Here is a 15,324-nt window from a genome sequence, read left to right as displayed (position 1 = left end):
TCCCGCCCCTCCCCCGCCGCGCGGCTTCCTTATTCACGGGCTCAGCGCACGGGGGAATCAGGCGGCTAGGAGACGGCTTCCAGGGGGAGGTCGGTGCCGCGCCAGGTGGCGGCCAGGTCCTGCACCGGGATGTCGAGGGCCTCGCCGAGGCGGACGATCGTGCCGAAGCCGGGGGTGGGCAGGCGGCCGGTCTCGATCTTGCGCAGGGTCTCCGGCGAGATGCCGGCCGCGAGCGCGACGTCGGCGAGGTCGCGTCCGGCCCGCGCCTTGCGCAGCAGGGCGCCGAGGCGCCTGCCTGCTTCGATCTGTTCGGGCGTGAGCGGTTGGCGGACCATGGCCCCAGGATAGGAGTGGTATTTCTATACCGTCAAGCGCTACAGTCGCGCGGTATAGTAATACCGGAATTCCCTGGACGTGAGGTACTCGTGATCGAACTGAAGACGCCCGCGGAGATCGAGCGCATGCACGTGACCGGCCGCTTCGTCGCCGAGGTGCTCTCGGAGGTCAGCCGGCTCGCCGCGGTGGACGTCAACCTGCTGGACCTGGAGCACCACGCGCGCGCCATGATCAAGCAGCGCGGCGCCGAGTCGTGCTACTGGGACTACGCGCCCTCCTTCGGCAACGGCCCGTTCCGCAACGTCATCTGCCTGTCGGTCAACGACGCCGTCCTGCACGGCCTCCCCCATGACTACACGCTGCGCGACGGGGACGTCCTCAGCGCGGACATCGCGGTCAGCATCGACGGCTGGGTGGCCGACTCGGCGTGCACGGTCGTCGTCGGGACCCCCGCCGACGAGGACCTGCGCCTCATCCGCGCCACCGAGGAGGCCCTGGAGGCGGCGATCGAGACGGCGCGGCCGGGCAACCGGCTGGGCGACATCTCGGCGGCGATCTCGGCGGTGGCCGGCGCCTACGGCTACCCGGTGAACGACGAGTTCGGCGGCCACGGCCTCGGCCGGACGATGCACGAGGGCCCGCACGTGTCGAACAAGGGCAAGGCCGGTCGCGGCCTCACGCTCCGGCCGGGCCTGACCCTGGCGCTCGAACCGTGGTTCGCCCGCACCACCGACCGGATCGTCTACGACCCCGACGGCTGGACCATCCGGTCGGCCGACGGCTCGCGCACGGCCCACTCCGAGCACACGGTGGCCATCACCGAGGACGGCCCCCTCGTCCTCACCCGGCGCGAGTCGGAGCGCCCCGCGGGCAAAGCAGACCTCCCCTCCTGACGCTTCGACGGCGAGCAGGGCGCCGACCGCCGATCGCGGACGTCGCGCGGGCGGCGAAGATCTCGCCCGCCTACCCGGCCGTGAAAAGGCGGCCTGGTGCACCCGCACGGTGCACCAGGCCGCTTCCATGCCCGATGTGAGGACGGGTGCGGTCAGGCGGGTTTGACGGCCACACCGCCGAAGGCGCCGGCCTGGGCCTGGGTCAGGGCCGCGTCGTGGGGGTTGCCGTCGGGGCGCCAGTCGGTGACGGGGACGACGCCCGGGTCGAGAAGGTCCCAGCCGGTGAAGAACTCGGTGACGCGGTCGCGGGAGCGCGGGGTCAGGTTCACGCCCCCGGCGCGGTAGGTGCGGACCACGGCCGCGGCCTCGTCCGGGTCCTCCACGAGGTCGGTGGTCGAGTGGGAGAAGATCATCACGCTGCCGGGCGGCATGGCGGCCTTGTAGCGCTCCAGGATGTCGCCCGGTCCGTCCTCGTCCGGGATGAAGTGCAGGAGGGCGACGGTGAGCAGGGCCACGGGCTGCGTGAAGTCGATCAGGGCGCGGGTCTCGGCGGCGCCGAGGATCTTCTCGTGGTCGCGGAAGTCGGCGTCCAGGTAGGCGGTGCGGCCCTCGGGGCTGCCGGCGAGCAGGGCGCGCGCGTGCGTCAGGACGATGGGGTCGTTGTCGACGTAGACCACGCGGGAGTCGGGGGCGACGGACTGGGCGACCTCGTGGGTGTTGTCGGACGCCGGGATGCCGGTGCCGATGTCGAGGTACTGGCGGATGCCGAGGTCCGCCGCGAGCCGGACCGCGCGGCCGAGGAAGCGGCGGTTGGCGCGGGCGCCGGTGGCGACGTCGGGGAAGATCTGCAGGACCTTGGCGGCGGCGTCGCGGTCGGCCGCGAAGTTGTCCTTGCCGCCCAGGTAGTAGTCGTACATGCGGGCCGAGTGGGGGACGTCGGTCCGCAGGTCCAGGGACGGTGCGCGCTCGCCGGGCCAGTCCGAACGCGGTTCGCTCTCCGCCACCAGAACCCCACCTAATTCACGTGTATCCGACTTAACCGATCTTTGCCGACATGCTAGCTCGCATCACGATCATCCGCCCGGGATACGCCGAGGCCGGCGGCGACGCGGGCGGCGGTCTCGCGTAGCCAGATGTGAGCGGCGTCCTGGGTGTGCACCAGGTGCCACCAGAGCGCCTCCTGGACGGGCACCGCCTCGGACGGGCACGGCAGGACGCGGACGTCCGCGACCGAGGCCATCAGTTCGGCGAGGCGGCGCCGACCTCACGCCCGCCCAGGCCCGCGACCGCATCGCCGGCTACACGGTCTTCAACGACTGGTCGGCGCGGGACATGCAGTACCGCAAGATGCGGGTCGGTCTCGGGCCGTGCAAGGGCAAGGACTCCGCCACCACCCTCGGGCCGTGGCTCGGCTCCGGGACGTGCGCAACGGCGGCTGCCTCGCCGAGCTGTGGGGCCGGGCCGGCTCCCAGGACCCGCCGCCGCTCACGCCCGGCGACGTCGTCACCCTCACGGTCGAGGGGATCGGCGCCGTCTCCAACACCGGCGTCCAAGGGCGGGCGTCCGTCCCGCTGCCGCGCGCCCACAAACGGGCTCGGGAACGTCCGTAAATAGACCGATCGGTGGAAATGTGGACGCCATCTTCGGCGCGCAACGCGCAACGCTTTCGGAAATGGCGGTTAATCTTACAAAGCGGTTCAGCGATGCCTTATGCGCCGCCGGAGCAGCAAATGCGTATGGCATACCGTAGGCGGCGCCGATGCATCTCCATTGGCGTTTCTGCGGCTTTGTCCCGCCCGCGGGACACCGGCCGCGGAATGGTCCTCGGGGTCTGGCCGCCCGCGGCGGGGCCTGCGATCCTTGACGCATGCGCATCGTCATCGTCGGCGGCGGGATCATCGGCGCCGCGCTGGCCGACCGGCTGACCCGCGGGGCGGGCGACGCCGAGGTGACGCTGGTCGAGCGGGACCGGCCCGGCGCGGGCACCTCGGGCGCGAGCTTCGCCTGGCTCAACGCCAACGACCCCGGCGACCCCGCCTACCACTCCCTGCGCGTCGCCGCCCTCGGCGCCTGGCGGCGGCTCGCCGGGGAGTTCGGCGACCCCGACTGGTTCCGCATCGCGGGCAACACCGCGTGGGCCACCGACGACCCCGCCAAGGAGCGGCTGGCCGACCGGGTCGCGCGGCTGGCCGCGCTCGGCTACCCGGCCGCGCCGATCACCGCCGGCCGGCTGCGCGAACTCGAACCGGCCCTGCGTCCGCCCACCGCCGGCGCCGTCATCGGGCACTACCCCGGCGAGGGCCACGTGCACGGCCCGGACGCGGTGGCGGCCCTCATCGGCCGCGCACGCTCGGCCGGAGCGCAGCTGATCACCGGGACGGCCGCCACCCGCCTCAACCTGCGCGGCGACCGGGTCACCGGCGTCCGCCTCGGCACCGGCGACGACCTGGACGCCGACCTCACCGTCTGCGCGGCGGGGCGGCACTCCCCCGCGCTGCTCGCGACCGCCGGCCTCGCCCTCCCCCTGGTCGACGCCGAGGCGCCCGGGTCCGCGGCGCCCGGCCTCACCGCCGTCACCGGCCCCGCCCCCGCCCTGCTCAACGGCGTCGTCCACTCCCCCGGCGTCGACCTGCGCCCCGTCCCCGGCGGCGGGCTGGTGCTGGAGGCCGCCGACCTGGACGACGCCACCGACCTCGGCACCCCCGCGGCCGACCTCGACCGCCGGGCCGCCGAACTCCTCGACCGCGCCCGCACGCTGATCCCCGCGCTCACCGCCCGCGTGGAGGCGGTCCACCGGTGCGTCCGGCCGCTGCCCGCCGACGGGTACCCGCTCGTCGGCCCGCACCTGCCCGGCCTCTACACCGCCGTCACCCACAGCGGCATGACCCTGGGCCCGCACCTCGCCGACCTGATCGCCGCGGACCTGCGCGGCGGCGAACCCGCCCTCGCCCCCTACCGCCCGGACCGCGCCGCCCCGAAGGCGGCCCGGTAAGCGCGGGATCGCGCGATTTCGCTTCCGCACGCGGCGGGGGGCGCGTTGGATACCCTGGAGGCGAAGGCCGGGACGACGCGGCGCGATGGAGATCCCTCCGCGCATTTCGGTGGACGATGGTGCAGGTGCGTTCGGTGAAGGATGCTGTCGTGGTGCATGTGGGAAAGATCGCGCGGTTCGATGAGGTTCGCGGCTACGGATTCATCACGCCCGACGAGGGCGGTCCCGATGTCTTCGTCCATGTGAATGATCTGAACGACGACAAAACGCTGATCGCCACCGGGACCTCGGTCGAATACGAGCTCATCGACGGCGAGCGGGGGCTGAAGGCGTTCGACGTCAGCGTCATCGGCGACCGCGCGCCCGCGGCCGGCGGCGGGGGGCGGATCGTCCCGTCCGACGACGAGGTCCTCTGCGACGTCCTCACCACGACGGAACTGCGCATCGAGCTGACCGAGCTGATCCTCGACAGCGTGCCCGAGCTGACCGGCGCCCACCTGGTCCGGCTGCGCGAGAGCCTGCTGACCTTCGCCCGCAAGCACGGCTGGAGCGAGGACTGACCCTCCCCTCGCCGGTCAGCGGGACGCGATCGTGACGGCGGTCAGCAGCACGCACAGCACCGCGATCCCGGCGACCACGGCGGCCACGCCGATCTGCGGCGCCGCCAGCGGGAGCAGCAGCACGGCCGCGGCGCACCCCGCCACCGCGCCCGGGTGGGCCAGCGGCGGCGACGCGATCAGCGCGTGCACCAGCCACAGCAGGGCGAGGAACACGCCCACCGGGACGGCGACCGCGTAGCAGATCGCCATCGGCGACGCCGCCACGTGGTGCCCGGTCTGCTCGACCGCGACCTCCAGCCCGGCGCCGAGCGCCGCGAGCGCGGCGAAGATCCCGTAGTGGCCGTAGCCCCACAGGAAGGAGCGGTGCCGCCGGTCGCGCAGCCCCGCGCCCGCCGGGGCGAGGAAGTACAGCCACCACAGGGCGAACAGCACCACCAGGCCGGACACCGCGATCACCAGGAACGGGCTGCTGACCTCCGACTCCGCCAGCGCCCCCGCGACGCCCCGGGTCGCGGCGAGGACGCTCTCCCCCAGCAGGATGATCGTGAAGAGCCCGTAGCGCTCGGCGATGTGGTGCGGATGCCAGGTGGTGGGCGCGGCCCGCTCCGCCCACGCCGGCACGGCCAGCTCCAGCGCGGCCAGCACCAGGAAGACCGGGACGTGCGCGGACGGCGGCAGAGCGCCGGTCTCCGCGGCCGCCTGGCGCACGATCCAGCCCACCTGCAGCGCGATCATGCCGCCCGCGTACCGGAACGCGGTGCGGCGGCCGTCCGGGTCCTCGATCCCGGCCCGCACCCATTGCGTGACGAGCCCGATCCGCATGATGAAGTAGCCGAGCGTGACGCCGCGCCAGTCGTCGTGGTCCGCCGCCGCCGGCACCCCGGCGGCGAGCACCAGCACGCCCGCCATCTGCACCATGGTCAGCAGCCGGTAGGCCACGTCGTCGGTGTCGTAGGACGAGGCGAACCAGGTGAAGTTCATCCACGCCCACCAGATCGCGAAGAAGACCAGGAGGAACGGGACGACCCCGGCCGCCGCGCGCCCCGCCGCGATCTCGTGCGCCAGCTGCGCGGTGACCGCCGCGACCGCGACCACGAACGTCAGGTCGAACAGCAGCTCCAGCGGGCTCGCGGCCCGGTGCGGCTCGTCGATCGGGCGCGCCCGCATCCGCACCCGGATCCGGATCCCGGACTCCGGGTGCGGCGCGGCCGCGTCACGGTGCGGCGGAGTCACGGCGCGTTCTCATCGCGGAAGCCGATCTCCCGGTGGGTGCCGTCGCACAGCGGCTTGTTCTCCGAGTGGCCGCAGCGGCACAGCGTCACTCGGTTGCGGGTCTCCAGCGGCAGGCCGTCCGACCGCATGACCGGCACCCGGCCGGTGACCCACAGCGCGCTCGCCAGGCCGTCCTCCTCGGCGAGGACGGAGACCGCCTGCGGCAGGTCGGCCTCGATCGTCTCGCCGCCGCGCCGCAGGGCGTAGCTGTAGGAGCCGGACGGGCAGTGGTCGATCCGCCCCATGATCTCGGCGCGGACGTCGCTGTCGGCGGTGTCGGCGAGCATCTCGGCGATCGGCCGGGTGCGGCCGATGCAGAACGCGGCGTGGATGCACAGCTCCCCGACCCGCTGCGCCGAGATGCCGACCCCGTCGTGGACGTGCTGCAGCTCCGCGTAGGGGCGGAGGCCGGCGCTCTCGGTCCCGTCGAACCCGGCGAGGGCGTGCGTCCCGTCGCAGAACGGCTTGGACCCCGACCGGCCGCAGCGGCACAGCGCGTACACGTCCTCGGTGGGCAGGTCCTCGCCCGTCTGCCAGGTCAGCGCGGCGCCCTCCGACGAGACGATCTTGCGCTTGCGGCGCAGCGGGATCCCGCCGTACACGATGTACGGGCCGTCGCGGAGCACGACGACGCGCCGCTCCTCCCCTTTGCTCCAGCCGCGCGCCTCCTTCGGCACGTACTCGAAGGTGGGGCCGGCGGTGGTGCCGCCCTCGTCCGGCATGCTCATCAGGGCCTCGGCCTGCGCCTTCAGCGCGTACATGGTGCCGACCGCGACCGGCAGCATCCCCGGACTGCCGTCGAAGGCCAGTTCGAGCAGGTGCAGGATGCCGCAGTAGGTGCGGTTGAACTCCTCCTGGGCGGCGCGGATCTCGCTGCCCGGCGGATGGTCGGCCAGGCGCGGGTTGCGCCGCATCGGCCGGACGCCGCCGAAGTCCACGGCGACCGGTTCGCCGGTCGGCCCCGACTCGGGGGTGTCGCCGCGCCGGTAGCGCCGGCCCGCCTTCAGCTCCTGGAACCGGTAGTAGTGCGCGACCTCGTCCCGCTCGGGGTGGAAGACGTCCCGGTCGCCGTCCCAGACCTCACCGCGCGCGGTGCCCTCGCCCTGCTCGACGATCTCCTCCAGCGCGGCCAGCGCCGAGGTCAGGCCGGTGACCGCGAACAGCCGCCCGGCGCTGTTGCGGAAGTGGGCGGACGTCACCTGGCGGGCCGGGTCGCCGGAGAACACCGCGTCCTCGCCGAGCCGGTCGCACAGCCCGCGCAGCCCCTCCTCGACCGCGTCGTAGAACTGCCCGATCGTCGCGTAGGCGTCGTCCTCCGGCGGCGCACCGGGCGGTGCGGGCCTCTCGATCCGCAGGAACGCCTCGATCGCCTCCGGGCCGAACGGCACCAGGGACAGTTCCAGGGAGCGGTCGCCGTGCGGCAGGGGCCGGGGGTGCGGCGGGAGCATCTCCGGGGCGTCCAGCCGGGGCCGGCCGCCGACCGCGTTGAGCAGGTTCGCCGCGAGCGCCAGGTGGAGCATCTCCTCGGCGAACACGCTCGCCACCACGTGGACGGCCTCGGGGTTGCGCTCCGGGTCGAGCGAGTACAGCGCGCACAGGTACGGCGGCAGCGTCGCGTGCTCCAGCTCGATCGCCCACTGCAGGTGCTCGCGGAGGCTCTCCAGGGTCGCGATCCGTGCGGGACGGGCGGTCGTCCGGCTCATGAGTCGCCTTCCAACTTCTCCACGGCGCCGAGGAGGTTGCGCAGGCCGACCTCGTCGCGCTCGGCGTCGGCCGGGTCGAACAGCCACTCGCCGACGGGGGCGGCGGCCGCCTCCTCGGGGCGGCTCGACTCGACCAGGGTCAGCTCCTCCTCGATCTCGATCTCCAGTTCGACCTCGAAACTCTTGTCCTCATTCGCTGAGGTCACGTGTCCTCCTTGGGGGCCGCGCCGCACGGGGCCGGGCGACGGCGTGAACGAGCTGCATGGAGAGCCGCCCGGAGGCGAGCAGGCGGGAGAAGCGCTCGCCCTGGTGGGCGGCCAGCGCGTACGCCCGCTCCTCGCGGTGCCGGGCGGCGACGAGCGCGGCGACCTCCGCGGCGCTGCGCGACCAGGCCAGCGGCGCGTACCCGGGCCGCTCGATCTGCTCGACGAGGTCGAACCCGGCCCCGTCGAGCAGTCCGGCGAGCTCCGGCTGGGTGGGGAAGTGGTTGCCGTCCGGGACCGCGCCGAGCACCGGGCCGTGGGCGACCGTCACCAGCAGCCCCAGCGACGCGCCGGGGGCCAGCACCCGGTGGATCTCGCCGAGCAGCGCGGCCTTGTCCTGGACGGTGCACAGGACGCCCAGGCACCAGGCGGCGTCGGCGGACCCGGTCCGCAGCGGGATCCGCGCCGCGTCGGCGGTCACGACCGGCAGCCCGAACAGCCGGGCCGCCGCGCGGCACGCGGCCGGCATCCGCTCCAGCAGCACCGGCCGGACGCCGAACCGCTCCGCCGCCCAGGCCGCCGGGCCGCCCGCGCCGGCGCCGACGTCCAGCAGCGTCGTCCCGGGCGCCAGCTCGCACGCCTCGGCGAGCCAGGCCAGCGCCGCCGGGTTCGCGCTGCCGCGGCAGGCGGCCGGGATCGCGTACCGGTCCCCGAGCAGCTCGACCGCCTCGGCCGTCCATTCCGCCACGTCATCGAACTCGGCGACCATCGCCGCTGCGGTCATGGCACTCCCCCGATCGTCCGGCGGTGCCTACTTCGCCACCGCGTCGCGGCCGGGCCAGTCGGCGTAGCGGATCGAGCCGAGGACGGCGTCGCCGAGCGGGACCAGGCTCCGCTCCTCGACCTCGGCCCCGAAGTAGTGCGCGTGCGGGTCGGCGACGACCTCGCGCGGGTCGTTCCAGTAGGCCAGCGCGTCGCGGATGAACTCGTCCATCCGGAACCGCTCCGGCCCGGCGATCTCGATCCGGCCGTTCAGCGGGGCGCCCATCGCGACCTCGGCGACCCGCGCGGCGACGTCGTCGCCGGCCATGGGCTGGTACTGCACGGGCGCGATCCGCACGGTGCCGCCGTCGGTGGCGTCGTCGGCGATGCCCCGGGTGAACTCGAAGAACTGCGTGGCGTGCACGATCGAGTACGGGATCGGCGACTTGCGGATCAGGTCCTCCTGGGCCTGCTTCGCGCGGAAGTAGCCGCGGGACGGCTCCCGCTCGGTGCCCACGATCGACAGCCCGACATGGTGGCCGACGCCCGCGCCCTCCTCGGCGGCCAGCAGGTTGCCGGTCGAGGTCTCGAAGAACTCCAGCACGGCCTTGTCCTCGAACGACGGCGAGTTCGCCACGTCGACCACCACCGACGCCCCCGCCAGCACGTCCGCGAGGCCCTCGCCGGTCAGCGTGTTCACCCCGGTGTTGGGCGCCGCCGCGACCGCCTCGTGCCCCCGCGCGCTCAGCCTCTCCACGACCTTCGACCCGATCAGGCCGGTGCCTCCGATGACCACGATCTTCATGTTCGATCCCCTCCAGTTCGCCGGGCGGCGGCGGTCGCCGCCCGGCCGCCATCTAGGACAAGGCGGACCCCCCACCCGTGACAGTTCCCGCGAACTTTTTTCCGATGCGGGAGGTCCCGTCCCGTATGACCCGCTGGTCATGCGACCGGCGGGCCGACACCGACAACTGTCATCGCCGCCTCCGGCAGGGGCACCAGGGTGGGACACTGGCCGCCTCACGGGGGTCCCGGGCGCGCGGGGCCCGGGGCCGGTCATTCCCCGTCGTAGACGAGCCGGCCGTCCTCCCGCAGGCGCGCGCCCGACGTGGGCGGATGCTCGGTGAGGCGGCCGTCGTGGGCCAGGTGCAGGACGGGGCGGCCGCGCGCCAGGACGGCGAAGTCGGCGATGAGCCGGCGGTGGCAGCGCCACCACACCGACTCGCTGCACATGACGGCCGTGCGGGCCTGCCCGGCCTCGCGCAGCAACTCGTCCATCGCGTCCAGGAACTCGGGGCTGCGGGTGTGCCGGGCGTACCCGCGGAAGGAGTCGTTGCGCCAGAACCTGTCGGGGCTGTCGGGCGCGGCGCGGCGGAAGCCGCCGAGGCGCTTGTCCCAGCGGTAGCCGACGCCCTCGGCGGGCAGCCATTCCGCGAGGGCGTCGCGCTGCACGTCGGGGTTGCGGCGGCTGCCGGGCGCGGTGCGGACGTCCACGACGGACCGCACCCCGGCGCCGCGCAGCAGGGGCGCCAGCTCCGCGCGCCCCGCCGTGCCGTGGCCGAACGTCAGCAGCGGTTCCACGCCCTCAGGCTGCCCGATGCGGCCGGCGGGACACCCCCGCCGGCCGCATCGGGGCGTCCGGGCCGCTCTCGATCGCCGCCGGCCCCCGGATGAGGGCCGGCGGCGGGAACGCGTCGGTCAGCTCGCGTTCACGGCCACGTCGTCGATGACGAAGCTCGTGTACAGGGCGGCGTCCTCCGTGCCGGAGAACGAGAGCGTGACGGTCCGGCCCGCGTAGGCGGACACGTCGATGCTCTTCTGGACGTACCCCGAGTTGGCGTCGAGGTTGGAGTAGGCGGCGACCGTGGTGCCGCCGACCTTTACCGTGAGGTTGTCATAGGCCGTGACGCCGGTGGTCTCCGCGGTGTCGATGTGCACGTAGTACGTCAGCGTCGCCTTGCACCCGGCCGGGATCGTCACCGACTGCGCCGCCGAGTCGGTGTGGGTGCGGCCGTAGCCGTCGAGCCAGGCGTAGTGCGTGCCGGAGTGGGCGGTCTCACCGTCGCTGTTGGACGACACGACGCCCGTGGTGGTGGTCCAGGGCGACGTCCCGCTCTCGAACCCGCCGTTGGACACCTTGTCGCCCGGCGCGGAGCAGCCACCGCCGGGCGGGTTGACCGTCCAGGTGAAGGACGCGGTGCCGGTGAGGCCCGAGGTGTTCTTCGCCGTGACCGTGACGGTGCTGGAGCCCGCCGTGGTCGGGGTCCCGGAGATCACGCCGCTGGAGGCATTGATCGACAGCCCGGCCGGCAGCCCGGTCGCGCTGTAGCTCAGCGTCTCGCCGTTCGGGTCGCTGGCCTGCACGGCGAGGTTGACGGCCGTGCCGACCGTGCCGGTCTGGTTCCCGGGGTTGGTGACCTTCGGGTTGGCGCCCTGGCCGGGGCACTCGCCGGGCACGGGGTCGGAGCCGGTGACGCTGACCGCCGCCCAGGCGGCCATCACGGTGTTGTACTCGGTGCAGTGCGTGCCGTACAGGTCGGCCGCGGCCTTCAGCGAGTCGACGCGGGCGTCGGCGTAGTTCTCGTTGCTGTTGGCGTAGGACGCGAGGGCCTTGAACCAGATCTTGGCGGCCTTGTCGTTGCCGATCCCGGTGACGGTGGAGTTGTTGCACGTCGGGCTGTTGCCGTAGCCGTGGTCGCCGCTGCCCACGGCGGTCAGGAAGAACCAGTGGTTCAGCGGGCCCATGGAGTAGTGCGGGTCGAGCCCGCCGTTGCCGCTGTCCCAGCAGTTCGGCGACTGGCCGTCCAGCGCCGGGTTGTACATGTAGCGCAGCGGGTCGCCGTTGCCGAAGATGTCGATCAGCTCGCCCATGGTGTAGTCGGGCTTGTCCACGGGGTTGTCGGCGTAGAACTCCACCATCGTCCCGAAGATGTCGCTGGTGCCCTCGTTCATCCCGCCGGTCTCGCCGTTCTCGCCCCAGCCGACGATGGCGCCGCTCACGCCGTGGCTCATCTCGTGCCCGGCGACGTCGATCTCGACCAGCGGCCTGGCGTTGCCCTCACCGTCGCCGTAGGTCATCTGGGAGCCGTCCCAGAACGCGTTGACGTAGGCGTTGCCGTAGTGGGTGCGGGACGGGACGCCGCTGCCGTCGCCGAAGATGCCGTTCCGGTCGTGGACGTTCTTGAAGTAGTCGTAGGTCATGGCGGCGCCGTAGTGCGCGTCCACTCCGGCCGACGACGGGTCGCTGTTGCTGCCGTTGCCGAACTCGCCGGTGGAGTTGCTGAAGACGGTGCCGGTCCCGGACGTGGCGTGGTTCAGGTTGGTGGTGTACCCGTTGCCGTGGGAGGGGTCCCGCATCGTCCAGGTGCTGCCGGACTGTGTCAGGTCGAGGTTGACGGTGCCGACGTAGATGCCGTGGCCCGTGCCCTGGGTCAGGGCTGTGGCCGGGGTGGTGGCGGCCGGGGCGGTCCGGACGCCGGACGGCACGAACGTGGAGACCTCGTCGTCGCTCTGGACGACGCCGCCCTTCTGGGCGTCCACCAGCACGTGCAGCTTGCTGGGCGTGCGGTCGGCGCGGACGCCGGTCACGACGGTCTGCCAGACCAGCGCCGCGGACCGGCCCTCCATCTTGATGGCCAGCTTCGGCTTCGAGACCGCCGAGACCGTGCCCTTGAGCTGCGTGCGGGCGATCCCGGCGGCGGCCGAGGCGCGCACCTTGGGCGTCGTCCGGATCGCGCCGGCGGTGTCGGACGCCGTCTCCAGCGCGCCGTAGGAGCCGTCCGGCCTGAGGTGCACGACGAGGTCCCCGCCGTAGACGGGGAGCCCGCGGTAGGTGCGGTCGAACCGGACGTCGGCCGACCCGTCGCGGTCGACGACGACCGACCGGGCGGTGAACTCGTGCCCGCCGGCGCGGTGCGCGCGGCCGGGGTGCGCCGCGATGGCCTTCCGCGCCCTGGCGATGGCGCGCTTGCGGACGGACGGGGACGGGTTGAGCGTGAAGGGCGCGTCCGCGAACGCGGACGGCCCGGCGGGCTGGTGCGGACGGGGCGGGGCCTGCGGGGTGGCCGCGGCCGGCGAGGCCACGGCGACGCCGGTCAGGGCGACCAGCGCCGCCGCCGACGCGGCGATCGCGATTGTCCGTTGGGACATGGGATGGACGTCCTTTCACCACTGAAGGGAGCCCGTGGTGACGGGGGGTTGACAAGCGCGAGTGTGAGCAGCTTCGTCCGCATTAGTAAGCCTGGCGAAGAATGCATAGGGATATCCCTATGTGCGGGAGCCGGCGGGCCCGCGGCCGGGGATCAGCGGCCGGGGATCAGCGGCCGGATACGGTGAGCCGCGCGACGTCGACCCGGGAGCGGACGCCGAGCTTGCGGAACGTCCGGGTGAGCGCGGCCTCGACCGTCTTGATGCTGAGGAACAGCCGGGCGGCGATCTCCCGGTTCGTGGCCCCCTCCGCCACCAGGACCGCCACCCTGCGCTCGACGTCGGTGAGCACGCCGAGCGGGTCGTCGCCCGACGCCCGCCGGACCGGCCCGGCGGCGGCGAGCCGCTGCAGCTCGGCCTGGGTGCGGGCCAGCCAGGGCCGCGCCTCGGCCTTGGCGAAGACGCCGCGCGCCCGCAGCAGCGCCGCGCGGCCGCGCTCCGGGTCGTCCCGCCGGGCGCGCAGCACGCCCAGCTCCAGCCACGCGCGGCCCTCCTCCAGCCGGTAGGGCAGGGCCTGGAGCAGCTCCGCCGCGTGCTCCAGCCCCTCCTCGGCCGCGCCGAGATCGCCCTGGGCCGCGCGGACGAGCGCCGCGGAACGCTCCAGCACGGCGAGCACGCCGCGCCGTCCCAGCCGGGCGGCCCGCGCCCGCGTCCCGGCGACCAGCTCGGCCGCCTCCCCGGCGCGGCCGGCGGCCACGAGGGCGTCGGCGAGGTCGGCGTGCCAGCGCCGCATCGCGGGGTCGCCGAGCCCCTGCCCGGTCTCCAGCGCGCGGACCTGGTCCAGCACCCGCACCGCCGCGCCCGCGTCGCCGAGCTGCAGCCGGACCAGCCCCTCCGCGTGCAGGGCGCGCGGCAGGAACAGCTGGTCGCCGTCGTCGGCGCTGTGCTGCACCGCCTGCTCCGCCGCCGACAGCGCCCGGCCGAGGTCGCCGCCCGCGGCCTCCGCCAGCGCCAGCGCGTACCAGGACGGCCCCTGGCTCAGCCCGGAGTCCTCGGCGAGGTCCAAGCTCTGCCCGGCCAGGCGGAGCGCCCGGCGGCAGCGCCCCTGGTAGATCTCCACCTGCGTCATGCAGTACAGGCACAGGCACAGGCTCTCCACCACGCCGCGCTGGCGGACGCTGTACATCAGCGCCCGTAACTCCGCGCGAGCCTCGCTGACCCGGTCGTGCATCAGATGGTGGCGGTGCTTGACGTAGACGGGCCCGTTGTGGTGCCACATCACCTGCGGGTCCTGCGGCTCCGCCAGCGCCCTGCGGAGCGTCCGCTCGGCGTCCGGGTGCCCGAGGAACAGCTCGATGCTCGCCTGCTTGGACAGCGCGAACAGCTCCGTCCCGCGGTCCCCCGCCAGGGCGGCCAGCTCGGCCGACCGGCGGGCGTGCACGTGCGCGGCCGTCGCCGAGCCCCGCACCAGCCACGCCCGCCAGCTCAGCCGGTAGTGCAGCGGCGCGAGCAGCAGCGGCTCGCCGCGCGCGTCCTCCATCGCCTTGGGGAAGACCTCCTCCACCTCGGCGAGCGCCTGCCCGGAGGAGTCCAGCACCACGATCCACGCCCGGACCCGCTCGTCCGGCCGGGCCGTCGTCTCCAGGACGCGCCGGGCCAGCCGCCGGGCCAGCGGGTAGTCGCCCGCGGCGACCGCGTCCTCGGCGGCGCCGAGCCGCCGGCCGACCGCGGCGTCCCGCGCCGACTCGGGGGTGCGGTCGGCGGCCAGCTCGCCGAGATGCGCGGCCGTGGACAGCCCGCCGCGGCGGCGCGCCACCGCCGCGGCCTCCGCCAGCGTCGCCGCGATGCGCCGGTCCCGGCCGGACGTCAGCCGGGCCAGGTGCAGGGCGCGCTCCACCGGGTCGTGCACCGCCTGGGACAGCGCCCGGTGCGCCGCCTTCCGCTCGACGGGCTCAGCCTCGGCGTAGATCGCGGCGGACAGCAGCGGATGGGTGAAGCGGATCTGCCCGGCCTCGTCCACCGCCACGATGCCGCGCCGCTCGGCCTCCGCGAGGTCGCCGCGGCCCGTCCGGCGCAGCAGCTCCACCGACGGGCGGCTCGCCGCGCTCGCCACCAGCAGCGCCTCCCGGACGGCCGGGGACAGCGCCGCCAGCCGCTTGCGGATCAGCACCGACAGGCTCTGCGGGATGGGCGGGTCGGCGGCGCTCGGATGCTCCAGCACGCTGCGCGCCAGCTCCACCGCGAAGAACGGGTTGCCGCCACTGACCTCGTGGATCCGGGCGAGCTGCGCGCGCGGCCAGGACCGGCCGAACCGGCCGCCGAGCAGCACCGCCAGCTCCGCCGCCGACATCGGCGGCACCCGGACCGCCAGCACCGGCGCCGGGCACAGGCCCGCCGCGTCCCGCCACCGGCCGCCCGCCCCCGGCTCGCCGGGCGCGGGCTCCGGCCGGACCGAGG

Annotated in this window: 15 protein-coding genes and 1 pseudogene; 5 read left to right on the top strand and 11 right to left on the bottom strand. The window is 74.2% G+C overall.

The annotated features are described in order from the left end of the window. Positions 1-65 precede the first annotated feature (65 nt). Positions 66-335, bottom strand: coding sequence for a helix-turn-helix transcriptional regulator (locus tag AB0K34_RS36180; RefSeq protein ID WP_138642089.1), 270 nt, complete (start codon positions 333-335; stop codon positions 66-68). A gap of 90 nt (positions 336-425) precedes the next feature. Here AB0K34_RS36180 and map point away from each other — a divergent pair, with 90 nt between their 5' ends. Beyond that, positions 426-1,229, top strand: a complete 804-nt coding sequence (gene map, locus AB0K34_RS36175; RefSeq protein WP_138642088.1) for a type I methionyl aminopeptidase — start codon at positions 426-428, stop codon at positions 1,227-1,229. Positions 1,230-1,381: 152 nt separating this feature from the next. Here map and AB0K34_RS36170 read toward each other — a convergent pair whose 3' ends face one another. Then, positions 1,382-2,233, bottom strand: a complete 852-nt coding sequence (locus tag AB0K34_RS36170) for an SAM-dependent methyltransferase (protein ID WP_240808617.1) — start codon at positions 2,231-2,233, stop codon at positions 1,382-1,384. 53 nt (positions 2,234-2,286) lie between these two features. After that, positions 2,287-2,469 carry a hypothetical protein gene (locus AB0K34_RS36165; RefSeq protein ID WP_240808616.1) on the bottom strand — a complete coding sequence of 61 codons (183 nt, stop codon included), beginning with the start codon at positions 2,467-2,469 and terminating at the stop codon, positions 2,287-2,289. A gap of 50 nt (positions 2,470-2,519) precedes the next feature. On the opposite strand from AB0K34_RS36165, the pseudogene AB0K34_RS36160 reads away from it, so the two are divergent. The 4 genes and pseudogenes from AB0K34_RS36160 to AB0K34_RS36145 form a co-directional block, all read left to right on the top strand. Further along, positions 2,520-2,579, top strand: a pseudogene (locus AB0K34_RS36160) (hypothetical protein); the annotation flags it as partial. A 53-nt stretch (positions 2,580-2,632) separates the two neighbouring features. Further along, complete coding sequence (locus tag AB0K34_RS36155; RefSeq protein ID WP_240808615.1) at positions 2,633-2,839, top strand: hypothetical protein; 207 nt, start codon at positions 2,633-2,635, stop codon at positions 2,837-2,839. A 257-nt stretch (positions 2,840-3,096) separates the two neighbouring features. After that, entirely contained in the window at positions 3,097-4,221 is a 1,125-nt protein-coding gene (locus AB0K34_RS36150) for an FAD-dependent oxidoreductase (protein WP_364553331.1), read from the top strand. Positions 4,222-4,370: 149 nt separating this feature from the next. After that, entirely contained in the window at positions 4,371-4,781 is a 411-nt protein-coding gene (locus AB0K34_RS36145; protein WP_205719178.1) for a cold-shock protein, read from the top strand. Between the two features lie 15 nt (positions 4,782-4,796). On the opposite strand, the gene AB0K34_RS36140 is transcribed toward AB0K34_RS36145, so the two are convergent. The 8 genes from AB0K34_RS36140 to AB0K34_RS36105 form a co-directional block, all read right to left on the bottom strand. Then, a complete protein-coding gene (locus AB0K34_RS36140; protein ID WP_240807418.1) occupies positions 4,797-6,014 on the bottom strand; it encodes a low temperature requirement protein A in 1,218 nt (405 codons plus the stop codon). After that, complete coding sequence (locus AB0K34_RS36135) at positions 6,011-7,756, bottom strand: ferritin-like domain-containing protein (protein ID WP_138635903.1); 1,746 nt, start codon at positions 7,754-7,756, stop codon at positions 6,011-6,013. The genes AB0K34_RS36140 and AB0K34_RS36135 overlap by 4 nt, the downstream gene beginning before the upstream one ends. Next, a complete protein-coding gene (locus AB0K34_RS36130; RefSeq protein WP_138635904.1) occupies positions 7,753-7,962 on the bottom strand; it encodes a hypothetical protein in 210 nt (69 codons plus the stop codon). Before AB0K34_RS36130 ends, AB0K34_RS36135 begins: the two co-directional genes overlap by 4 nt. After that, on the bottom strand, positions 7,946-8,743 hold the full coding sequence (locus AB0K34_RS36125; protein WP_138635905.1) for a class I SAM-dependent methyltransferase: 798 nt from the start codon (positions 8,741-8,743) through the stop codon (positions 7,946-7,948). Before AB0K34_RS36125 ends, AB0K34_RS36130 begins: the two co-directional genes overlap by 17 nt. A gap of 27 nt (positions 8,744-8,770) precedes the next feature. Beyond that, positions 8,771-9,526, bottom strand: coding sequence for an SDR family oxidoreductase (locus AB0K34_RS36120; RefSeq protein WP_138635906.1), 756 nt, complete (start codon positions 9,524-9,526; stop codon positions 8,771-8,773). 251 nt (positions 9,527-9,777) lie between these two features. Then, positions 9,778-10,302 (bottom strand): DUF488 domain-containing protein, encoded by a 525-nt coding sequence (locus AB0K34_RS36115; RefSeq protein ID WP_205719179.1) that lies wholly within the window; start codon positions 10,300-10,302, stop codon positions 9,778-9,780. Between the two features lie 117 nt (positions 10,303-10,419). Continuing rightward, positions 10,420-12,870 (bottom strand): M4 family metallopeptidase, encoded by a 2,451-nt coding sequence (locus AB0K34_RS36110; protein ID WP_138635908.1) that lies wholly within the window; start codon positions 12,868-12,870, stop codon positions 10,420-10,422. 166 nt (positions 12,871-13,036) lie between these two features. Continuing rightward, a partial coding sequence (locus tag AB0K34_RS36105) for a LuxR C-terminal-related transcriptional regulator (RefSeq protein ID WP_364553328.1) occupies positions 13,037-15,324 on the bottom strand: 2,288 nt, incomplete at its 5' end.

Source organism: Actinomadura sp. NPDC049382 (assembly GCF_040677125.1).
In the GTDB taxonomy this organism is placed as follows: Bacteria; Actinomycetota; Actinomycetes; order Streptosporangiales; family Streptosporangiaceae; genus Spirillospora; species Spirillospora geliboluensis.
This window is presented reverse-complemented; position numbering and strand designations above follow the sequence as displayed.

Excerpts from the sequence above, each read along its gene's own strand:
- AB0K34_RS36180 (WP_138642089.1), bottom strand. The coding sequence starts at position 335 with ATGGTCCGCCAACCGCTCACGCCCGAACAGATCGAAGCAGGCAGGCGC.
- AB0K34_RS36110 (WP_138635908.1), bottom strand. The coding sequence starts at position 12,870 with ATGTCCCAACGGACAATCGCGATCGCCGCGTCGGCGGCGGCGCTGGTC.
- AB0K34_RS36135 (WP_138635903.1), bottom strand. The coding sequence starts at position 7,756 with ATGAGCCGGACGACCGCCCGTCCCGCACGGATCGCGACCCTGGAGAGC.
- AB0K34_RS36150 (WP_364553331.1), top strand. The coding sequence starts at position 3,097 with ATGCGCATCGTCATCGTCGGCGGCGGGATCATCGGCGCCGCGCTGGCC.
- AB0K34_RS36165 (WP_240808616.1), bottom strand. The coding sequence starts at position 2,469 with ATGGCCTCGGTCGCGGACGTCCGCGTCCTGCCGTGCCCGTCCGAGGCG.
- AB0K34_RS36125 (WP_138635905.1), bottom strand. The coding sequence starts at position 8,743 with ATGACCGCAGCGGCGATGGTCGCCGAGTTCGATGACGTGGCGGAATGG.
- AB0K34_RS36120 (WP_138635906.1), bottom strand. The coding sequence starts at position 9,526 with ATGAAGATCGTGGTCATCGGAGGCACCGGCCTGATCGGGTCGAAGGTC.